Origin of the sequence: Mucilaginibacter limnophilus (assembly GCF_004005815.1) — a bacterium.
Classification (GTDB): Bacteria; Bacteroidota; Bacteroidia; order Sphingobacteriales; family Sphingobacteriaceae; genus Mucilaginibacter; species Mucilaginibacter limnophilus.
Map to the genome: position 1 here is coordinate 994,644 of NZ_SACK01000002.1, position 20,870 is coordinate 1,015,513.

Below are 20,870 nucleotides of genomic sequence, written 5' to 3' on the forward strand. Positions count from 1 at the left end.
AGTCAACGGTGCATATATTCAATTAGTAGTTAAGATCTGTTTGCCAAGCTGAAAGTGCTTTATTATGCACTTTATTTCGCTTTTAAGAAATCATATGACTATTTTTGAATAAAATAGAGCATTATAGTGCACTTTGATGAATTAATAAATATGATTAAGGCACGCAGAGAGTCGCTGCAGGTGACCCAGGAAGCGCTGGCCGAGCTATCTAGTGTCGGTTTGCGTACCATCAAGCAATTTGAGAGCGGCAAAGGAAACCCTACGCTTCATAACCTGCAAAAGCTGACTGATGTATTGGGGCTGGAAATAACCCTGAAAGTAAAGAGCAGATCAGATAATCGATGAGAACAGCGCAAGTATTCTTTAAAGATGAGGAAGCCGGGATCTTAAGCCAACTCGATGATGGTTCATTTAATTTCATCTATAATCCTCGCTGGGTCGATGACGGTGGCAAACCGCCAATCAGTCTTACCTTGCCTAAAAGGCGACAGGCCTACCATTCCGCTTATCTATTTCCTTTCTTTTATAATATGCTGCCGGAAGGCTCAAATAAACAGGTCGTTTGTAAAATGAACCGGCTTGACCAGAATGATGCCTTCGGCCTTTTGGTAACTATCGCGAAAGACGACACCATCGGCGCAATAACCGTGCGTAGAATAGCAAACAAATGAGCATACCCCAAATAGATCATTGCCCAGGAACCTTAGCTGATGGCTACCACACTTACAACCGGACAGCGCTCACCCGCGTTTTTAATGGCAAAGCGGTCAGCCATATACTACCATACGATTCCCCGGCGACGGATGCCGAAACCGATAAATTATTCGAGGAGAACCGCAAGCGAATATCCATTTCGGGTGTGCAGGAAAAATTTTCGATGCTGCTGGAAAAAAACAAGCTTAGGCTCATTAACGAGGGGGAACGCGGTACGTATATCCTGAAGCCTATACCGAACGTCGGAAGGCGGAAAGACCAGATGCCGGCCAACGAGCACCTCACCATGCAGATCGCACGGCAGGTTTATAATATCGAGACGGCGGAGAACGCGCTGATCTATTTCAAAAACGGCGCGCCTGCTTACATTACCAAACGTTTCGACGTGCAACCCGGTGGCGGCAAGCTGGCACAGGACGACTTTGCCTCGCTAGCAGGCAGAGTACCACAAACGCATGGCGAACACTATAAATACGCAGGCAATTACCTGGAACTTTTTCAGCTGTTGGAAAAGTTCGTTCCGGCCTATAAACCGGAAGCGCCGAAGTTGCTGAAGCTGCTCCTTTTCAACTACCTGTTTTCCAATGGGGATGCGCATTTCAAAAACTTTTCCTTGCTGGAAACACCCATGGGTGATTATCGGCTTAGTCCCGCCTATGACCTGCTAAACAGCCGGATACATATTAAAGACCATGACTTTGCACTCGAAGAGGGACTGCTTCCCAAAAATCTTGCACACGGGAAATTAAGCCATCAATTCAGCATATTATCAAAAAAAGCAGGAATCTCTCAAAAAGTATTTGATGAACTCCTGAAATTGATGCTGTCGCAGGATAAGGCAGTAGAACGGTTTACTTTTGCTTCCTTTCTGGATGATACCACCAAAAGGAGTTATTGGCAATCCTACCAGTGGCGACTGAAACAATTACAAAAGACCTAGCCCAGACATAGTTTTACTACTTTGATAATTTCAGCATGGGAGTACGCCTGATCGTATGCTTGCAGATTTTTATGATTCGGATGGTTCATATCTAGGTGATGACGAAGTGAAGGATAACAAAGTATATGTGGTAAATTACGGTGCTCGCGCCAATAAAGAAAATAAATCGGTTAATTGGGGAGGGAAGCTTAGTGCTAAACATTCAAGTATTAGAAAAACATTCAGAAGAAACAAAAATGCCGGGAAAAATAAGGTACTCGTTGGATGAAGGTGAAGATCTTTCCTCTGATAAGTATAATAAATTTGATAAAGAAATTGCCGCTTAGCTAACTTACAGTTAGTTGGCCTCTGGTAAACGGAACTGCTCACGCGGGTTATCCACCGTGATGTCCATAGCCGGATAGCCAAGGTATATCGCGTACCAAAGTAGAGCATTAATGAAAATTAGTCTTCCCGCCGTTCCAGCCTTGCATTTGAAAAGCCAGCCACTCTCCGTGATCTTTACCAAAGATATGCAGTTCGCCGACCTGCCGGAGGAAGTCACCAGTTTCCAAGCTGAAGATATGCAGCCTCATGCCGGTGGGGCCATAGACGATGATAGTACGCGCTGCATCAAGCAACAAAAAATAGCTGCAGATCTTCGCGCGTCTGCAAAATGCAGACAGTAAGTCTTCGCAAACTTTGGCTGTGCCGCGATTGAACTTTGATGAGAAGATCATCATACAGCTGTGCTTTTTAAGCATGGTACACCAGCATGGGAATCAATTTACTTTCCAGGTATATATCCCTACAAGAACTAGGATTATTCCCGATTGTGCGGCAACGCATGGTGTGTGACCTTTGAAAACAAAAAGGACACCATGAAACAACCATTATCAACACATCTTTTACTCATCCTGCTGCTGACGCTAACACTGGGTGCATGTAAGAAGGAAAAATCGGGTGCTGAGCCTGATCCAACCTTACCAACTCCAGAGGTGACTTCCATATCGCCAAAAGATCCGCAAACCGGTGATATCGTCACGATCACCGGAAAAAACTTTGGCACCGCTGCGGATGATGTAAAAGTCAGCATTGGAAGCACCTCCATTACGATTTCCTCGGTAACCGATAGGGAAATCAAATTCACCGTACCGGCAGACGTTGCATCAGGCGATTTGTCAGTAGTTATAAAAGGCAAAGCCGCTGCCATCAAAGATCCTGACGGCGCAAAGATCACGGTTAAACCAAAGCCGGTTATACTGCCAACGTTTACCGCGATGAACCCGTCAAGCGGTAAGACCGGTGAAGTGATCACGCTTACAGGTGCCAACTTCAGCACACAGCTTAGCGAAAACAAAGTTTTCTTTGCTGCGGCAACCGGCGGTACGGTAGTATTGGCGACGGTGAAATCAGCCACAGCCACTGCACTTACTGTAGAAGTGCCAGCAAATGCCATAACAGGCGGTATTCTTATTGAAGTAAGCGGTACCAACGCGGTACCTGCTGCCGGTTTCAATACAACATTTACGTTTAATACAGAAACCAATACCGGCGGAAGCGATGTAGACTATATCAATGTCATTTCCGGTAACCTGAACTTTAAAAAGATCGGTACGGCAGCCAATGAGATCGGTACCATGTGGTACGATAAAGCAAAGAACTTTATTTATTATTCAGATTATACCCTGCTTACGCAAACCGGTAATAAAGTTTATAAGCTTGACCCGGGAGGCAATAATCCGCCGGCTGTATTAACTGCCGACGAACGCATCACCAATGTAATCAGGATTACCACCGATGCTGCAGGGAACGTCTATGTTTTAAGGTACGAAGACATGCCTAATGTTATGTCGCTGTTCAAAATAACCGCTGATGGTAAAAATGTAACGGAAATAAAAAGCAAGTTTAATACGCAGGGAAGATACTTCCTGTTTGTAAATGCCAACAACGAAATATGTATACGCCCCGACTTCCGCATTAAGCAGTCCGGTGAGATTGTGCAAAGTGGCGATGACCTGCCCGGTCTGCAGCAAAATACCAATGGCGCGGTTTTTAACGGCAGCACTGCTTATGTGGCCTATACTACCGATAACAGCGGCTACTCCAACAACTGCGTTTTTGCCAAATGGAATCTGGATAATGGCAGTACCACGAATACCAGCTTTACCCTCAATTCATTGTTTGGCGCCTATGACGCCGAACGGGTAAAGTCAACCATGACTGTTGGTTACTTACGTTATGCTGTTGACGATAACGAGAACTTTTACACGCTCATTGACCATTCCTATATCGCCGGTTCACTCAGCAAAACCTGGGTGCTGAACAAAACCAAAAACGGCTCTCCGGCAGCCACTAACCTTGGTACATTCAATGTGAAATTTTTAACTCCTGATATCGATGATCATACAGGTTCTGTATTGATCGTATCTGACGCACGCGGAAACCTGTATATCAAAGCCAATCAAAAAGACATTCTAAGAATCACCCAATAAACCATAAAACAATGAAAAAAATCTTGATCATGCTGCTCGTAGCAACAGCCTCTTTAACAGCATGTAAAAAAGACGACGACAAGAAAAAAGAAGAAGCCACGGGCGGAAATGCCACCGTAACAGCAGGCAACTATGGATTTGACGGCGGGAATGCCGGTAAGTTCAGCTCCACAAAAGCAGGTATGGTACAGGTAACTGCCGCAGGGCAAACCACTTTTACAGTTACAGCTATCAGAGACGGAGGCAACGAATCTATCACCATTATCCTTCTGCAGAAGGCTGCCGTAGGTAAATACAGAATTGGTCCGCAGGACGATAATGGCGGTATTATGATCAGTAAGGACTATGCCAAAGCAGGTGATGCAGCTTTGAACTACTCCACCGATCTGAGTGGTACAAACATGGCCGGCGGCGGTGAGATCAATATCACGAAAGTTGAGGGCAATACTGTTGAAGGTACTTTTTACGCCGTAGCTTACAACGGTAACCAAAAAGAAGCATTTGCAGAACAGGGTAGCTTTAAAGGAATTCTCAAATAATTATTAAGCAAGTTTTTAACCGGCGTTTAGGATTTACTAAGCACCGGTTAATTATAACAGCCCGATTTGCAATTGCCGCTGAACAAGCTTATTATTAAGCGACCTATTATTACCTGATGCGCCTGAAAACCTGCACATTATTATTACTTATACTTTCTGTTTGTCAGTTACTTTACGGGCAAAATTCTGCCAGGATAATTGAACTGGAAAAGAACATCGCTGCCCAGAAAATGCCCGCAAAAAAGCTTCGTGCCTATCACGAATTGATCAATGAAGTAGCTGACTACGATTCCGTTGCTACCGAAAAGTATTGCCGGCTGGCTATTCCACTGGCGCAAAAATTGAAAGACAAAAAAACAGAAGCGCTTATCGAACTGCAGTACGGGGTCATGTACATGTACTACAATGATGTCAGCAAATGCCTGGCCCATTACAACCAGTCGTTAAAATTGGCAGCCGAAGCCAAAGCGCCGCTGATACAGGGTGATGTGCACAACAGCATGTCAAACCTGTATGCTGCCACTGGTGACGACAAGCGTCGCGATGCATCATTGCAGAAAGCCCTGCAGATCTATCAAAAAGAAAAGTCAGAAGAAGACGTAGCATTGGTGTATGCCAATATGGGGGCAAACTATAACCGCAACAGCAATTATGTTAAGGCTGCCGAATACCTGCTCAAGGCGCTGGCCATCCGCGAAAAGTTAAAAAACGAATGGGGGGCTGCAAATGTCGCTTTTAACATTACGCACTCATTTATGATGCTGAAACGCTATGCTGACGCATTGAAGTACAATAGCATGGCTATTGAAAAGTTCACAAAGGCGGGAGATGAAGGGCCGCTTGCCAATTGTTATGCCGTGCGTAGCGCGGTATTGCGCCGGATGGGAAAAGCAACCGAAGCCGCAGCCTATGCGCAAAAAGCCATTCCTATTGCAAGCAAATACCATAATACGGCTTGTCTTCGCGCGGCTTATGATGAATTGGGTTTGATCAACGCGGCAAAAGGGGAGAACAAAGCGGCCCTAAGCTGGTATAACCGTTCGCGCACCTTGTCGGTGGCCGACAGCAATAAGCAGGGTATCGTTTCTTCAAATATAAATCTGGCGCAGGTAAGCCTTGATCTTCATGATCTCAAAACCGCAGAACGCTATATGACCGAAGCCGAACCCATGGCGCACAAAAATGATTTGAAAGAAGAACTGGCCGAAATTTATAAGCTTAAATTTCAGCTGTATGTTGCGCAAAACCGGCCGCAAATGGCCAACAAGGCATTTGACGCCTATGAAGGTCTGCGTGACAGCCTGCGCGGCATTGAGGTGAACCGCCAGGTCACCGAAGTGCAGACCAGATACGAAACCGCCAAAAAAGACAACCGCATTAACCTGCTTACCAAGGAGAACAAGATCAGGCAGCTCGAAGTGAGGCAGCGCAATGCTGTTATTATAGCCATAGCAGCTTTGTTGCTGGGCGGTGCAATAGCTGGCTATGCTTTTTACAAACGTAACCTTGCGAAACAACAAGCCAAACTACAGGCTGAGGTGTACAAACAGCAGGAAATCGCAACGCGCAGTTTGTTCGAAGGTGAGCAGAAAGAACGTGTGCGTATAGCCCGCGATCTGCATGATAGTATCGGGCAGATGCTATCCGTGGTAAAAATGAATCTTTCGCAACGGCAGGATGATCCTTCGTTAAATGATACGCTTAGTCTGGTCGACGAAACGATAACAGAGGTCCGGCATATCTCACATAACCTGATACCGGAAGAACTAAACTTCGGCCTGTTCAGCGCACTGGAAGATCTGGCTGAAAAGATCAACGCTGCAGGCAATACCCAAGTCATCACTACTATTCCGGATGAAGCGCGCGCCCACCAGTTCGAAAAAGCCAACGAGCTTTCGGTTTACCGCATTGTCCAGGAAGTCCTGAGCAATATGGTCAGGCATGCCCAGGCAACGGAGATCGCTTTAAGCGTCTTGCAACAAGACGGGTTGATGACACTTGTGATCAGGGACAACGGCAAAGGCTTCGACACCAGTCTCATCGGACAATCAAAAGGGCTGGGCTGGAAAAATATCGCTGCCCGCGTGAACATGCTGAACGGCAACATGCAGGTATCGTCTGAACGGCTGAGCGGTACGCAGATAGAAATAACCATACCCGGTTAATCAATATGACAGAAAAAGTAAACATTATTATAGCAGATGACCACCAGATGGTGATCGACGGGCTGAAAAGTATGCTGGCAAGTGACGGGCGCTACGTGGTCGTTGCCGAGGCCGGTAACGGACAGATCGCTTATGAGCATATTTCGGCTGATCCCGGACACTTCAGCATCTTATTAACGGATATCAGCATGCCGCTGTTAACCGGTACGCAATTGTGCCGCATGGTTAAAAGCGGCTATCCGCACATCCAGGTGCTGATTCTTTCGATGTACAACAACGCGGCCGCAGTTAAAGAAGCCGTGATGGCTGAGGCCGACGGCTATATCCTTAAAAATTCCGGCCGTAAAGAGTTGCTGCAGGCGCTGCACCGCATTGCCGATGGAGGAACCTACTTTTCGCAGGACATTGTGCCCATCATTTACAACCAGTACCAAAAACAAAAGGTGCAGGACGAACAACTCAGTCGACTCACCGCACGCGAGAAGGAAGTACTCAGCCTTATTGTAAAAGAAATGACCAGCGAGGAAATAGCCGACAAGCTATTCATCAGTAAAAAAACTGTCGATAATCACCGCCAGAACCTGCTGGAAAAAACCCACAGTAAAAGCACTGTTGGATTGGTGAAGTTTGCCATCAAGACCGGTTTGGAATAGTGCAGTGACTTACAAAAAAGCCGCCGGCATCGAACCGGCGGCCATCTCACTCCATGCAAACACTTAATTGTTCACCTTTATCTTTTCGACTTTCTTCCCTTTAAAAGCAAAAATATATTCTCCATCGTCAGTAATGTCTATGCCGTTGCCATAAGCAGGGCTGCCGCCTTTCCCCTTAGATGTCACCGAGCCTTTGATATTACCATTAGACATGTCCACACCATAAATAATATTCTTGGAACCTTTTTGGCTGCGCAGAAAGAAGTTGCCGCCAACGTTATAAAAGAAGTCAATGTCTGATAGTTTGGCGGTGGCATAATTGCGGCTGCCGTCGGCTTTTTTGTAACTGGCCAGTCCCTTTTCTGATATTACCACCACGTTATCGCCGAAATCAACCACGTCTGTCGCCTTGCCTACTTTGGCGTCATCGTGCTTCACATCAAACAATTGTTTGCCTGATGCAATATCATAAGCATAAAATTCGTCGCCGTCACCTGCAAAAACCGTTTTGTTTTCGTGGATGATCATATCTGTGATACGCTTGTCGAACTTTTCTGAACGCCAGGCGGTCTGGCCGCTGTTCGCGTCAAGTGCCAGCAAGCTGTTCTTTTGGTTGACGTAGTCGGTGTATATTTTGTAATCAGTTTCGCTGCCATCGGCAGTACGGCGCGTCGTGATCTCCTGCACCTGTACTTTTCCGCCGATCTGAACCATGATCTTGCCGCCGGTCATATAGAGGTGCGGCATCGAGAACGCGCCGGTGATTTTTTCTGAAATCCATAATAATTTGCCGGAGTTCAGGTCATGTTTTTCAACATACTTGCTTTTGTTGCCGCTGCCCAATACAGGGAAGTACACGGCGTCATCTGTATAGATCGGGTCGGCCAGTGTGCCGTAAATACCCTTGCGGCCTCGTCCTGACAGACCGCTTGATGATTTGCTCATGTCGTTCTCGTAAGCTACATCCCAAAGTTTTTTACCATTGTTAACGTCATAAGCCTGAAGGCCGTCCAGCCACAAAAACAGTTTGTCGCCTACAAGCGTAAGGTCAATGACCGGCTCCCGGGTGATCAGTTTCTTTTCAATGGTGCCCCTGAACTCCGTATTCCAAAGTATCTGCCCGTTCAAAGCATTGATCTTAACCAACTGGTTTTTAAATCCGCTGAACAAAGCTGCCAGCGCGGTGGGTTTGTAGTTCACCATTAAGATCTGGTTGCTGGCTTTATTATAGATGTACTTACCTACGCTCCCCTTAAAGGTATCAGTATGCCACACTTTTTTTCCGTCGCTGGCTTTGACCATGGTCAGTCCGCCTTTCTGCGCAATCAGGAATGCGTCCAGTTCATCAATGTACCTGACGGTTTCAATATCGGCGGCTTCCTGTTCCTTGTTCAGCAGATTCTGGTATTCCTCCGAGTTCCATAACTCTTTACCGGTGGCTAGGTCCAGAACGGCAAGGCGGTCGGTGCTGAACTTGCGCGAGTCAAATAAGAACAGATATCCTCCGGACTTACTGCGAATGATATACTGGAACTCGGAGGTGTTGGTGTTATTTGTCGTAAGTTTTTTATAATCGCCGTTCCAAACCGGTTTACCGTCAGCGTCCAGCACGGTGGCCGAATTGTCGTCGGTCCCCAGGATCAGCGAGCCCGTCTCGTTACTAACGGCCAGGCGGCTGGCCTTGTTAACAAATTTTGCCTCCCAGACCGTTTGAAAACTACCGGTTTTTTTGCCGGCGCCGCCGCCGCCGGTGAGATTACTTAGTTTATTTTTTAATGCGCCAAATTGCGCGCTTGCCGGCAACTGGCTGCATGCCAGGGCCAGTGTCAATAATAAAATCGGTTTTTTCATCATGTGATTGTATGCAAATGGTTGATACAAACTTCTGTGAAACAGCCCCATGCTTCAATAAGGATTGATTCGCTAAAACATAGGTATTAATACCTATTTTAAACTAGCGGGCATAAAAATGCGCATGCAAGTGACACCTGTACAGCTGTGTGCCCGGTGGCCGTACGCAACGTATTTATAAAAACCTTAGCTCGGCAAAATCACCAGTAACGTACTTAACCTGGACAGCCGCACGATGTACATTGCAGCCGGGGGCTACATCAAACGTATAGACAACGGCAAACTAACGGTCATAGCCGGCCCTAACGACACCAATATCGGCAATGATGGTGTGGCCGCGCTGCAGACGTTTATGCACGATCACTGGCAATCGGAAAACGGGAACGAAACTTATTTTTCAAGCGGTAACTAGTTACGTAAGATACAGCTGAAGTAATCCAAAGCGGCCTACGAAACGATCATTGCTCAGTCGCCTGATAAGTATCATGTTAGAACAGATCGGATTAAAGACATTGTCAGTGTGAATTGAGAATGGTGATGGGTAAAAGTTTATGCATCTTTTGAGAATATCATGCCGCGAAGCATAGCGGGTTTCAAACTGGCGGGTAACTTCGATCAGTCGCAGGACGTTTAAATCAAGAGTTGTACCGGTGCCATCGTTAGGTAACATGCGGGGCGATACGCTGTTTAGTACCGTGGGCCTGGTAAAAAATTGCGATTAAGACAGGATTGAATAGCATTATCCTGACATGTCGCAGACAGTATTTTTTGTGTATTTGCCTTATCTTTGTGCTGTTAAAGATCTTTTCTTCCTTGTGACTGCAGGCATCAGCATCAACTGCAAACTTTTCTGTTACTTGATCTTTAACTTCACTTAATAGTATTTGATATATGAGGCAATTAAAAATCACCGAGTCGATTACTCAAAGGGAGACCGCATCGTTGAATCAATATTTATCTGATATTTCCAAAATTCCGATGGTTACGCCACAGGAGGAGGTCACGTTAACACAAAAGATCAGGGCTGGTGATCAGGCCGCTTTGGAAAGGCTGACCACCGCGAACCTCCGTTTTGTGGTGTCTGTGGCAAAACAATACCAAAACTCAGGCCTAACGCTGGGTGACCTGATCAATGAGGGCAACATGGGCCTGGTCAAGGCAGCCAAACGCTTTGACGAAACCAAAGGCTTTAAGTTCATTTCCTACGCCGTGTGGTGGATCCGTCAATCGATCCTTTCAGCTATTGGCGAACAGTCCAGGATGGTGCGTTTACCTTTAAACCAAGCAGGTGACGTGTCGAAAATAGCTAAAGCCGCTTCCAGGCTTGAGCAATTATATGAAAGGCAACCTACCCCTGAAGAACTGGCGGAGGATTTGGAATCTACTGTAGAAAAGGTAACGAATTCCCTGGCGAATTCAGCCAAGCATTTATCGTATGATACACCGTTTTCTGCAGACGAGGAAGGCACTTTACTCGATGTATTACGAAGCACGGAGCCCAGCACCGACACCTTTGCCTTAAAAGAATCATTGACTACAGACATCTCCAGCAGCATGCAAATACTCGCTGATAAAGAACGGAACATCGTCGAGCTATTCTTCGGTTTGAACAACCAGCATGCGCATAGTTTAGAAGAGATCGGCGATAAGTACCAGTTAACCCGCGAGCGTGTCCGCCAGATCAAGGACAAGGCACTGGCCAGATTGCGGACCAGCAGCAGGACGGCAGCGCTGAAGGCCTATCTTAACTAGCACGTATTTAATCAAAATACTAATACATTTAGCTTTTTGTGATTTGTTTCTCAACTTGTTTGCATGAACGAAGTCAAAGCTTGGTTGAAGAGAAAGAAAGACACAGACGAAGTGATCAGAATCCTGCGTATAAGACAAGACAAAGTTACCGCATTTGTACTTTTACGTGCTTATGATGACGGCGCACCGTCACTGGGGCGTATTCTTTTTATGAAAATGGCTACTGGATTTATGATGGAAGCGATCTCTACTTGGAGGAACAGGATCAACTGGCCGCTTTTATTATCAGGAACGTCTTCCATGCGATAGCTTTATGGTCCGTTGACCTTTCGTAAGTAGAACTTTTAACGCGAGTCATCAAAAAAGCTTATTGATTGCTTAGCGCATAACTTATAATTGTAAAATAGCAGTGTGCATCAGTTATAATTTTGATACTCGTACTTTAACACACTAACCTTGGTCTTTTCTCCATTTTCTACATAAAAAATGTGACTTTCCGATACGTGTCCGTGCTAAAAACGAAGGCATCCGGCGAACGCTGCATACGATGAAAAAAAGGGAGAAAAACCTGGTAACCCGAAGTCCGCTTAACAAAGCGGGCTTTTTTATTATACTAAAAGATCGACGATAACAGCGTCCCCGATGCGGCAAAGCGGAGGGTGAAGCAGTTTTATTGTAATTACCGCCTGCCCCAGTTTTCCTTCCAGTGATTAAACTCTTTGGGACTTACCCTATACCGGGCGAAGTTGCCTTCATGTAAGGCCAGTAATTCCGTTTCAATGGCTTCGCTAAATGCTGCCTGATCTTTTGCAGGAAATTCAGCCGAGGCCATCCTGATCGCTTTCAAAGCGGCTTTTGAATTCATCGCTTCTTTTATTATGAGACTTATGATCTCTCTTATCTGATTGCGGTATTGTAAACGGAAAGGATCAGGCTCACCCAATGATTGACGAACAACCGCATAGCGTGCTGCAGACCGTTCATAGCCCCACATAAAAACATCTTTCAGCAGGTTAATATCATTCAGTTCGTAGACACCAAGCACACCTTGTGAATAGAGGTCATCTGGTACATCGGTAAACGATAAAGGAGAAAAATTGCTTTTGATAAAAGGAATATTTGCCGATAAACGGGATACCCTTTTGTTGACATCATCGAATGGCTGGAGATAGGGTAGATGCACCATTATAAAGAAGGCTTGCTCGAACGGATCTCTGATCGCTGATGCCTTAGCCAGGATAAGCTCAAAAAATTCATTGATCAGTTGCGGTATGGCCAGAGGTGTAAATACCGAGCCAGTGATTCCGACCGCAATCATGCGCAATCTGCCGGGCGCTTCCGGGTCGGGCAGTAAGTTATTGGCCAGCATCGCGTGCAGGTTCCTGATGGTATAACTGTTAAATCCTATCTCGGTCGCTGCCTCGACCATAAATTCTATGGCATCTTTATGATTTAAGATCATCTGTGCTTCCTTTGCGGATTTCGTCTCATCTGTCTCTCCCAGCTCGATCAATCGCTCCGTGTCCAGCAAACTGTAGGTGTTTCCTTCCAATCGGCTGGAATTCCAGGATAGGTCAATCAACAAGCGGTTTAAGATCTGTCTTGCATACGTTCCAGCAGGCTGTTCACCTGCTGCGTTTCCGATAGCTGTTAGTCTTATCTTTTCTTCCTGTGATAAATAGGTGTCGACATTTGGCCGGTACTTCTCCAGGAAGTCGCGTTGATAGCCGACGGGTTTCCGCCGCTGCAACGGTGCGGTGACCGCCTGCCGTACCGCCTCTCCCTTTGCCGAGATAGGGATCAGGCTTATCGTGCTGCTAAGCAGAGCCTCTTTTGCTACAGGTATAGCGTCAGTATGCATTAATTTGTAGACAGTAGCCCTCGCTTTCCCTGACGCACTGATTACACCAGATGCGGTCATGTTTTTCAAATAGCGCTGAAGCGTTCTTAGGTGCATTTTTTCGCCCAGTGCATTTTTAATGTCGTCAATACCGGCGCCATCCCGAAAGCTGGCAATGATGTGTATGATGGTGGTCAATAATTTTTTTTTCATGTCGCAATACTAAGTATCGCGACAAATTTATGTAAAAACTGTCGCAATACTCCGAATCGCGACAAAAAACTGTCGCAATACTCCGAATTGCGACAGTTTCAGCCAGATGTTAATGTAACCCGATCGGGATGATTTTGTTAACGGGTATAAAATATCGGCATTAGCTACGCTGGTTCAGAGGCGACAATTGGTAAATCATCAATGCGAAACAGTTTATTGTATTCGCCTTAGATTGTCTCCTGTCTCGTGCTGTTTTCTAACAAGTGAATTGTCAACATGTTACCAATGTATTAATATTTGAATATTAATGTTAACCGGCTGATTTTTTAGCATTTTTGCATCCTTAAAATATTGTCGCTTAAATAATTTGAAACAAAAGTTACTTCAAATATCTATCAGGCAAGCAGTTAAGCGTGCAGATTTCCATAGGAGAGCGTACCCAGAATATAAACGGTGGTGCTGTAAATAATGACCTGGAAGCTGCACTGCAACTACTGTATGCTTATGTTACAGAGCCACGAAAAGATTCGGCGATGTTCCAAGGTATGATGGCGCAATCAAAAGCCAGCCTGGTCAACCGGTTAAACGATCCGAACAGTGTTTTCCAGGACACAATAAGCGCTGTTTTGGGCGCGCACAGCGTTCGCCGTACCGGACCCTCGGTCGAGAAAATTAACCAGATAAATCTGGATAAAGCTTATGGAATCTATAAACAACGCTTTGCTGATGCAAGCGGATTTACTTTTGCGTTTGTCGGCAGCATCGACACGGCTACAATCAAACCACTACTTGAAAAATACATTGCGAGTTTGCCGGCAAACGGCACCACCGAAAAAGCAAAAGACCTGAACATCAACATACCGCCGGGCGTTATTGAAAGGACAGTGTATAAAGGGTCGGAACCTAAAGCTGCGGTCAATCTTGTTTTTTCCGGCAATTTCGATTACAGCTTTGAAAATAAGCTCAAAATGGACGCGCTGAAAGAAACTTTACAAATAAGGCTGCTGGAAAGATTACGTGAAGATGAAAGCGGTGTGTATTCCCCGGGTGTGCGTACCTACACCGCTAAATTGCCCAAAGGCAGGTTCAGCCTTATCATCACCTTTGGCTGCGCTCCGCAAAATATCGACAAGTTGATCGCCTCAACACTCGACGAAATAAATAAAATAAAAACTAATGGTCCGTCGCAAATCAATGTGGATAAGTTCAGGGCTGAGACACAAAGAGGCATGGAAACAGCAATAAAAACCAACGGCTTTTGGTTAGGTTATCTGAACACGCAATTACAGAATGAAGAAAAGCTGGACCAGATCAATGATTACACTAATCAGCTTAATGTGATTACACCAGATGACGTAAAAATAATGGCTAATACATACCTGACAGGTAAAAATTACATCAAGCTGGTCTTGCTGCCAGAAAATGCAGACGAATCCACTGGAAAGTAACATACTCGTTTTTCTTTATATCAGTTAGTAGTTTGATAACCCTATTACGTTAATCAATGAAAGTGCCAGGCCTGAGAAAGGTGGGCACTTTCATTGATTAACACGGGTCTTGCGGAAAGCAGAGATAACCTCCGGAAACGAAATATGAAGTAATGAATAATATCCAGGTCGGCGCAGCTACCTGAATATTAAGCAAAGCCGGATCTCGGGGTAAGGAGTTTGAAAGACGCAACTCATAGGTTTTAGTTTTCATTTGAAAATTTGACAGCTTAACACTGAAGATTTTTGATTTTTTCTGAATTTATATCAGGGTTGATTGCAATGGTAATGGATTGACAAATAGCTTGTTCTTGATAGTTCAATTTAATTAAATCATTTATTTAATCATTGAAAACATTTAAGGAGGACAACCCATGACACTGGGTAAATTTAATCCCGCCGAGAAAAGTAATGGTTCTTTGTTGACTGGCTTTAATGACGTTTTCGATTCTATTTTCAATGACACTTTTCTTCAACGACCGTATGGTAACCCGTGTTCCGGCGGTCAACATCAGCGAGTCGGAAAACAACTATCACGTGGAACTGGCTGCGCCTGGTCTGAAAAAAGAGGATTTTAAGATCAGCCTGGACCGCCATATATTGAATGTTTCGGTAGAAAAGCAAAGTGAGGAACAAGCTGAAGAAAAGAATTACAGCAAACGTGAGTACAGCTACAGTTCTTTTGTACGTTCTTTTACCTTGCCGGAAAGCGCCAATGCAGAGCATATTGAAGCGGCATATACCCATGGTATCCTGAAAATTGATATCGCCAAGCGGGAGGAAGCGAAACATATGCGCCGCCAAATCGAGATCAAATAAAGAATGATGGAACAGGAGTTTGACCTGATGATCAGCTTCCGGACGCCGGACGGGTTTAAGCGGTGTGCACAGTATTTCCTGGGCGCTGATAGGGACTTTGCCTATTCCTTGTTCGATCAGTTAAGCGGAACGGAAGGTGCGATTGACCACGCTATACTACACCTGGATCTGATCGGAATTGCTGATGGGCTGCCGGTTAAGGTGAAATCCATCGGCTGCAAGTTAAGCGAACTGGGCGAAAACTGTGAGCTGATCACGCGCGAACTATTCCGGAAGCATGCGATCCACGAAGCCGGTACTTAATTTAACGGGGCGATTGCCCCGTTTTTTATTTAAATTCTTTAAGGCGTTTGGTTAAGGTCTGGTATCATCGCACTAATACTATCAAACCTGATTAACCCATTTTCTCTTTCAGCGCTTTATAACGAAGCCTGCCAACAGGTATCAATTCGCCGTTATGCAGTTGTAAGCTATAACGGCTGCCGGGCTGAATGATAAGTTTTTTCGCTTCGGTAAGGGAAACAATGTATGAGCGGTGTATGCGCATAAATTGCGGCGGCAGTATCTGCTCCAGGGCGTCAAGCGATTTATCATGCAGGACGCTTTTGTCATTTTGCAGGTTAAGTTCGCTGTAAATACCCGCACCGTTTATGTAACGCACTGTGCTGATATCGATCAATGTAATGTTGCCGGATCTGCGCACGGCGAGATATTTTAAACTAATTTCAGCAGGTTTTTCTTTGGCTGATAGCCGTTTGAATGCCTGGAACAGTCTTGCCTCGTCAAAAGGTTTTGGTACAAAATCGAGCACTCCGTAGAAAAAGGCGGTGATGGCTTTATCGGTATAGGCCGAAACGATGATGGTATGAAAAGGTCGTGAAACCATACTTTGCAGCACATCAAAGCCGTCTTCTCCGTTCAGGTTCAGATCAAGCAACAAAATATCGATCTCGTTCGCCTGGATAAAGTTTATCCCTTTTGATAATGAATCGCAGACAGTGAGCGATGCGGGGGCATGTTCGAAATACTGATTCGTCATGCGCACCAGTCGTTTGGCTATTCTTGCTTCGTCCTCAATGATCAATATTCTCATGTCAAAATGGTTATGACGCTCACCCAGCCATGATGAGCCGCACCTGAAGTAAATGTCCATTGATCGCCATAACTCTCTGTAAGCCGCGCCCGGATATATTTGAACCCGTTGCCGCCTTCCTGATCACGGTAGGTTTCCCGGTTGCGTGCGTGGGTCTCAAAAATGTATTTTTTCTGTTTTGCGGTGGTGACGAATTTTAGTTTGAAATACATGCGGCCGTTCTCTAAAGGCGCACTATGCGTAATGCCATTTTCAAGCAAGGTATGTATCACAGCAGGCGGCAAGGCCTCGTCAGGTAATATACCTTCATCTTGCCACACATAATCAATTTCCTTACGGAACTGCATTACCGACAGGTGCTTTTTACAAAGGTCGATCTCCTGCGACACTGGTATCTGTGTTTCTTCGGCTATAGCGTTCATGATATAGAACTCATCTGACAACGCTTTTATAAATTGAATACCTTGTTTCGGCGATTCTTCCACCCAATCAATAAGCGAAGTTAACGTATTCCGTAAAAAATGCGGCTGGATATTTTTCTTTATCAGCTCGAGTTGCAACCTTGAAGAAAGCAGTAAAGTCGATTCATATTGTTCTTCCAGCACGCGCGCGCGTAACACATGCAGGTAAAGCATACAGGTTACAATAATGGTGTAGCTGATGAACAGGGCGATGTCATACAAGGCGAATTTATGTACTAACGGTATGGCCAGCATTCCTGTCAATACAACGGCCCCGCCCTTCACTTTTCGCCGGGTAGCGTCGGCAGCCGTTACCAGGCAGGTGATCCACATGATCAGGCTGAACAGCATCGATGTATAATCATAATGCCCGTATTGTATTACAAATACTACGGCATAGGCGCCAAGCATCAGGACTAGCATCTGCCTTTTCCATTTGAAGCCCAATTGTATGCTGAAGTAATAAGGGATAAGCGAGGCGATCAAGAACGTCAGTATGCCCACAGCTTTCAGCCTGATAAAGAATTGTGTGTAGGGAATGTCCACGTAATACTTAACGTATTCCACGATCAGCAGGCAAAAGAAAAACAGGCAGGTAAACGCGAATATCAGTACCGAATATTCGCGCTGTTTGCTGTAGCAATAAAACAGGAAATAGTATAATGAGGCAATGAAGAAGACACCCGCCATCAGGTGCACCATAGCAGTAATGATCAGCGGATCGCGTAGCAGAGGTTTGTAGTTTTGCAGCTTCAACTGCACATCACGCAGATCATGCCCGTTACTCATTTGCGACAAGCGAAAGGCTGCCACATGCTTACCCGGTGTGATCAATGAATCAGGCAGCATAAAGACAGCAGCTTCCGTCCCAGGAATTTCCTTTGCCTCCGTCGATAGGGGCTTTCCGTTATGGCCGATCAGTACGCCGTCCCAGTAAAAGTCATATGCACCGAAGGCATGTACCTGCACACCCATTGGGCCTATGGTCTCCAGCCGCTGTTGCAGATCGACGTTTATACGCGCCCAAAATACTTTGTTGCCGGTACGACCCCGGTTGTATTTCCAGTTGATATCATTGTAATTTTTTGCCGACCAATGCACATTGTCGCCAACATGGTATTTGGTCAGGCCGGTCTCGAAAAGCACGTCCCGTTTGCACGAGGAAAATGCAAGCAGGCTGATGAATAGGAGGCGATACAACATGGTACTAAGATAAGCGGAAAAACCAAGGCCCCGTATGTCGTTCAAAAGCCGTATGAGCAGTTCACAAGCTTTTTTCAATATACACAAGTATGCCAGCCTATTCTTGCGGCATGAAAGCATTGATAACCATCATATTTTTAAGCGTTTTCACCGTTGCCGTACACCCGCAATCTACCGGTTACGCGGTTTCAGGAAAGGTTACCGACAAGCAATCCAGCGCTACCATACCTTATGCGACCATCAATATCAAGACCACCGGCGACAAATTCCTCAGCGGTACCATTAGCAATGAAAAGGGTGAGTTTACAAGTAATCCTTTACCTACTGGCAATTATATTGTAGAATGCCGTATGATGGGTTACAAAACTGTAAGTATGCCTTTTACGATATCTGGTATTAAAAATGCTGTAGGCACGATAGCGCTAGAGGCTGATGCTACCGCCCTGAACGAAGTCAACATTTCAGGCCAACGACCCAATACCAGCTTGCAGCTTGATAAAAAAGTCTTTGAGCCGGGCAGAGATATGATCACCCAAAACGGATCGGTAAATGATATTTTAAACAGTGTCCCCTCAGTAACGGTCAGCCCGGAGGGCGCTATCAGCTTGCGCGGCAACAGCAATGTCATGGTAATGATCAACGGTCGCCGGTCAGGGCTGACCCAGGCCAACGCCTTAGACCAATTGCAGGCGGAACAGATCGAACGTGTCGAGGTGATCACCAACCCATCGGCAAGGTATGATGCCGCAGGTTCGGCGGGTATCATCAATATTGTACTCAAAAAGAGTAAAAAAGCCAGCTTTAATGGGCAGGTGCGGGTAATGGCCGGTTCGCCCAACGATACCCGTATTACGCCGAGCATCAATTACAAATCAGGCAAGTTAAATATTTTTTCAACTTTTGGCTTGCGTAAATCGGACTATGTTGGCCGTTACACTACCGTACAGGCTGCAAATATTCCGGGCGGTAAAAGTTTTCTGAACCAACTACAAAATGAGAACCGCCGCGACGATGGCAAACTGCTCTACGGTGGCGTAGATTATTCCATCGACGATAAGAACACCATCACCGCCGCCTACCTGCTCAATGTAACGCGTGATCATGACAAAACCCGCCTGATCTACGATTATAACAGCCAGCAACCTGACAGTACGCTGTTACGTCATGGAGAATCCTGGGAGAACCGGGATTATAACCAGTTTGAGTTCAACTATACTCAGCTATTTACTAACCCGAAGAAAAAGTTCACTATTGACATGCAATACGATTTTTGGAACAGTGATAAAGACTGGCAGCTGTCAACCGCCCGTACTTTCCCTGCTTATGAGAATCTGGCAGGCATCCGTAGCAATTCGGCAGGGTCAAGCAAAGATCTGGTGTTACAGTCAGACTGGGTGCAACCAGTAGGTGATAACTCATTTTTTGAAGCTGGCGTTAAGATCGAACGACGGAGCGTGGTGAGTAATTACATCGCCGAAGTTCAGAAGAGTGATGACTGGGCAATTTATAAGGGCATTGATAATCAGCTGGAATACAAGGAACGAATAAGCGGCGCATACGCGCAATTGCGGTCGAAAGTAAACAGGTTCTCTTACCAATTGGGTTTGCGTACCGAGTTCACCCGCATTGACATTGGCGATGATAATCACAGCTATGCCGATAAGAAACGCTACGACCGCTTGTTCCCAACCGTTCACCTGGGTTACAAACTGGATACGGCGGGCACGGCGAACCTTCAATTAAGCTACAGTAAACGCATCAACCGCCCATCGTTATGGTTGATTTATCCTTTTAATGAGGTTACCGATCTGAACGCGCAATATATGGGCAACCCGGCACTTAACCCATCGTACAGTGATGTTTTTGAGTTGGGCTTTTTGAAGAACACTTCTGCATTTACTTTTAATCCATCGGTATATTTTCAACAAGCTAGGTCACCCATCATCGATTATGTGTATCGTGATGCTAATGAAATATTTATTACCACACCAGTAAATATTTCCGGTGAAACACGTTACGGCTTAGAGCTATCAGCAACCTGGACCCTGCTGAAATCATTCCAGATCAATGCCGAAGCAAACCTATGGTGCTTTAGGCAAATCGGCCTATATAACGACACAGATTTCAATTTCTCCGGTCGAACGACGACAGCACGATTAAGCATACTGTTAAAGCTGCCTGGAAAATGGAGTTTGCAAGGACGTTATAATTTCAATAGCGCGCAAAGCAATGCCCAAAGCCGGCGGCAAGGCATGCATTTCGCTGATCTCGGACTGAGCAAAAGCTTGCTTGCGGATAAGCTCAATATCGTGGCCGATGTGACGAATGTCTTTAACTCACGACAGTTCATTACCCGCACCAGTGGACCGGGCTATGTGATCACACAAACGGTTAATCCCAATGCGGCGCGTTACCGCGTCAGCCTGGTGTACAAACTGAACATGAAGGACAATACCGTTCGTCAGGCTAAAAGTGGTAACCGCGATTAATGCAAAGCGTCCCATAGTACCGCTGCACAAAAACAGGGTCATATTACCGTACAACCCAAATTACCGACACTGGAAGGTATTATTAAAGTACTAAAATGTTTAAGTCTGAAAAATAAAACCATGAGTGAGGAACAATGGACATTTTTTCGCTTTGTTATTGGGCTTAAACATCCGGGA

Annotated in this window: 21 protein-coding genes; 15 read left to right on the top strand and 6 right to left on the bottom strand. The window is 45.5% G+C overall.

Translation table 11 applies throughout. The features are described from left to right. Nucleotides 1-150: 150 nt before the first annotated feature. Genes EOD41_RS08970 through EOD41_RS08985 form a run of 4 tightly spaced genes read left to right on the top strand, consistent with a single transcriptional unit; the run spans nt 151 to nt 1,922 of the window. Complete coding sequence (locus EOD41_RS08970; protein WP_240663287.1) at nt 151-345, top strand: helix-turn-helix domain-containing protein; 195 nt, start codon at nt 151-153, stop codon at nt 343-345. Beyond that, on the top strand, nt 342-671 hold the full coding sequence (locus EOD41_RS08975) for a HipA N-terminal domain-containing protein (protein ID WP_127704436.1): 330 nt from the start codon (nt 342-344) through the stop codon (nt 669-671). Before EOD41_RS08970 ends, EOD41_RS08975 begins: the two co-directional genes overlap by 4 nt. Then, complete coding sequence (locus EOD41_RS08980) at nt 668-1,654, top strand: type II toxin-antitoxin system HipA family toxin (protein WP_127704437.1); 987 nt, start codon at nt 668-670, stop codon at nt 1,652-1,654. Before EOD41_RS08975 ends, EOD41_RS08980 begins: the two co-directional genes overlap by 4 nt. A gap of 55 nt (nt 1,655-1,709) precedes the next feature. Then, entirely contained in the window at nt 1,710-1,922 is a 213-nt protein-coding gene (locus EOD41_RS08985) for a hypothetical protein (protein WP_127704438.1), read from the top strand. Nucleotides 1,923-2,088: 166 nt separating this feature from the next. Here EOD41_RS08985 and EOD41_RS08990 read toward each other — a convergent pair whose 3' ends face one another. After that, the gene (locus EOD41_RS08990) at nt 2,089-2,376 is read right to left on the bottom strand and encodes a hypothetical protein (RefSeq protein WP_127704439.1); all 288 of its coding nucleotides are present in this window, start codon (nt 2,374-2,376) and stop codon (nt 2,089-2,091) included. Between the two features lie 138 nt (nt 2,377-2,514). On the opposite strand from EOD41_RS08990, the gene EOD41_RS08995 reads away from it, so the two are divergent. The 4 genes from EOD41_RS08995 to EOD41_RS09010 all read left to right on the top strand — a co-directional run bounded on the left by EOD41_RS08995 (nt 2,515) and on the right by EOD41_RS09010 (nt 7,485). Next, nucleotides 2,515-4,128 carry an IPT/TIG domain-containing protein gene (locus EOD41_RS08995; protein ID WP_127704440.1) on the top strand — a complete coding sequence of 538 codons (1,614 nt, stop codon included), beginning with the start codon at nt 2,515-2,517 and terminating at the stop codon, nt 4,126-4,128. A gap of 11 nt (nt 4,129-4,139) precedes the next feature. Next, nucleotides 4,140-4,667, top strand: coding sequence for a DUF6252 family protein (locus EOD41_RS09000; protein ID WP_127704441.1), 528 nt, complete (start codon nt 4,140-4,142; stop codon nt 4,665-4,667). Nucleotides 4,668-4,783: 116 nt separating this feature from the next. Continuing rightward, nucleotides 4,784-6,832 (top strand): tetratricopeptide repeat-containing sensor histidine kinase, encoded by a 2,049-nt coding sequence (locus tag EOD41_RS09005; protein WP_127704442.1) that lies wholly within the window; start codon nt 4,784-4,786, stop codon nt 6,830-6,832. Between the two features lie 5 nt (nt 6,833-6,837). Then, nucleotides 6,838-7,485, top strand: coding sequence for a response regulator transcription factor (locus tag EOD41_RS09010; RefSeq protein ID WP_127704443.1), 648 nt, complete (start codon nt 6,838-6,840; stop codon nt 7,483-7,485). Nucleotides 7,486-7,548: 63 nt separating this feature from the next. On the opposite strand, the gene EOD41_RS09015 is transcribed toward EOD41_RS09010, so the two are convergent. Further along, nucleotides 7,549-9,339 (bottom strand): outer membrane protein assembly factor BamB family protein, encoded by a 1,791-nt coding sequence (locus EOD41_RS09015; RefSeq protein WP_164849905.1) that lies wholly within the window; start codon nt 9,337-9,339, stop codon nt 7,549-7,551. A 232-nt stretch (nt 9,340-9,571) separates the two neighbouring features. Here EOD41_RS09015 and EOD41_RS20700 point away from each other — a divergent pair, with 232 nt between their 5' ends. Further along, on the top strand, nt 9,572-9,748 hold the full coding sequence (locus EOD41_RS20700) for a hypothetical protein (RefSeq protein ID WP_164849906.1): 177 nt from the start codon (nt 9,572-9,574) through the stop codon (nt 9,746-9,748). Here EOD41_RS20700 and EOD41_RS09020 read toward each other — a convergent pair whose 3' ends face one another. Beyond that, nucleotides 9,749-10,006 (bottom strand): hypothetical protein, encoded by a 258-nt coding sequence (locus EOD41_RS09020; protein ID WP_127704445.1) that lies wholly within the window; start codon nt 10,004-10,006, stop codon nt 9,749-9,751. 221 nt (nt 10,007-10,227) lie between these two features. Between EOD41_RS09020 and EOD41_RS09025 the strand changes: the two genes are divergently transcribed. Both EOD41_RS09025 and EOD41_RS09030 read left to right on the top strand, forming a co-directional pair. After that, complete coding sequence (locus EOD41_RS09025; protein WP_127704446.1) at nt 10,228-11,088, top strand: sigma-70 family RNA polymerase sigma factor; 861 nt, start codon at nt 10,228-10,230, stop codon at nt 11,086-11,088. 63 nt (nt 11,089-11,151) lie between these two features. Further along, entirely contained in the window at nt 11,152-11,397 is a 246-nt protein-coding gene (locus tag EOD41_RS09030; protein ID WP_127704447.1) for a hypothetical protein, read from the top strand. Nucleotides 11,398-11,767: 370 nt separating this feature from the next. Here EOD41_RS09030 and EOD41_RS09035 read toward each other — a convergent pair whose 3' ends face one another. Continuing rightward, on the bottom strand, nt 11,768-13,141 hold the full coding sequence (locus EOD41_RS09035; protein ID WP_127704448.1) for a Fic family protein: 1,374 nt from the start codon (nt 13,139-13,141) through the stop codon (nt 11,768-11,770). 413 nt (nt 13,142-13,554) lie between these two features. On the opposite strand from EOD41_RS09035, the gene EOD41_RS09040 reads away from it, so the two are divergent. From EOD41_RS09040 to EOD41_RS09050, 3 genes are all read left to right on the top strand, one after another. Continuing rightward, entirely contained in the window at nt 13,555-14,589 is a 1,035-nt protein-coding gene (locus EOD41_RS09040; protein ID WP_127704449.1) for a M16 family metallopeptidase, read from the top strand. 498 nt (nt 14,590-15,087) lie between these two features. Further along, on the top strand, nt 15,088-15,447 hold the full coding sequence (locus EOD41_RS09045) for an Hsp20/alpha crystallin family protein (protein WP_317133195.1): 360 nt from the start codon (nt 15,088-15,090) through the stop codon (nt 15,445-15,447). 3 nt (nt 15,448-15,450) lie between these two features. After that, nucleotides 15,451-15,750, top strand: a complete 300-nt coding sequence (locus EOD41_RS09050) for a hypothetical protein (protein ID WP_127704450.1) — start codon at nt 15,451-15,453, stop codon at nt 15,748-15,750. Between the two features lie 91 nt (nt 15,751-15,841). On the opposite strand, the gene EOD41_RS09055 is transcribed toward EOD41_RS09050, so the two are convergent. Together EOD41_RS09055 and EOD41_RS09060 are read right to left on the bottom strand one after the other, a co-directional pair. After that, on the bottom strand, nt 15,842-16,540 hold the full coding sequence (locus EOD41_RS09055) for a LytR/AlgR family response regulator transcription factor (protein ID WP_127704451.1): 699 nt from the start codon (nt 16,538-16,540) through the stop codon (nt 15,842-15,844). Continuing rightward, nucleotides 16,537-18,204 carry a histidine kinase gene (locus tag EOD41_RS09060; protein WP_127704452.1) on the bottom strand — a complete coding sequence of 556 codons (1,668 nt, stop codon included), beginning with the start codon at nt 18,202-18,204 and terminating at the stop codon, nt 16,537-16,539. Before EOD41_RS09060 ends, EOD41_RS09055 begins: the two co-directional genes overlap by 4 nt. 110 nt (nt 18,205-18,314) lie before the next feature. On the opposite strand from EOD41_RS09060, the gene EOD41_RS09065 reads away from it, so the two are divergent. Beyond that, the gene (locus EOD41_RS09065; protein WP_127704453.1) at nt 18,315-20,693 is read left to right on the top strand and encodes a TonB-dependent receptor domain-containing protein; all 2,379 of its coding nucleotides are present in this window, start codon (nt 18,315-18,317) and stop codon (nt 20,691-20,693) included. The last annotated feature ends 177 nt before the right edge of the window (nt 20,694-20,870 follow it).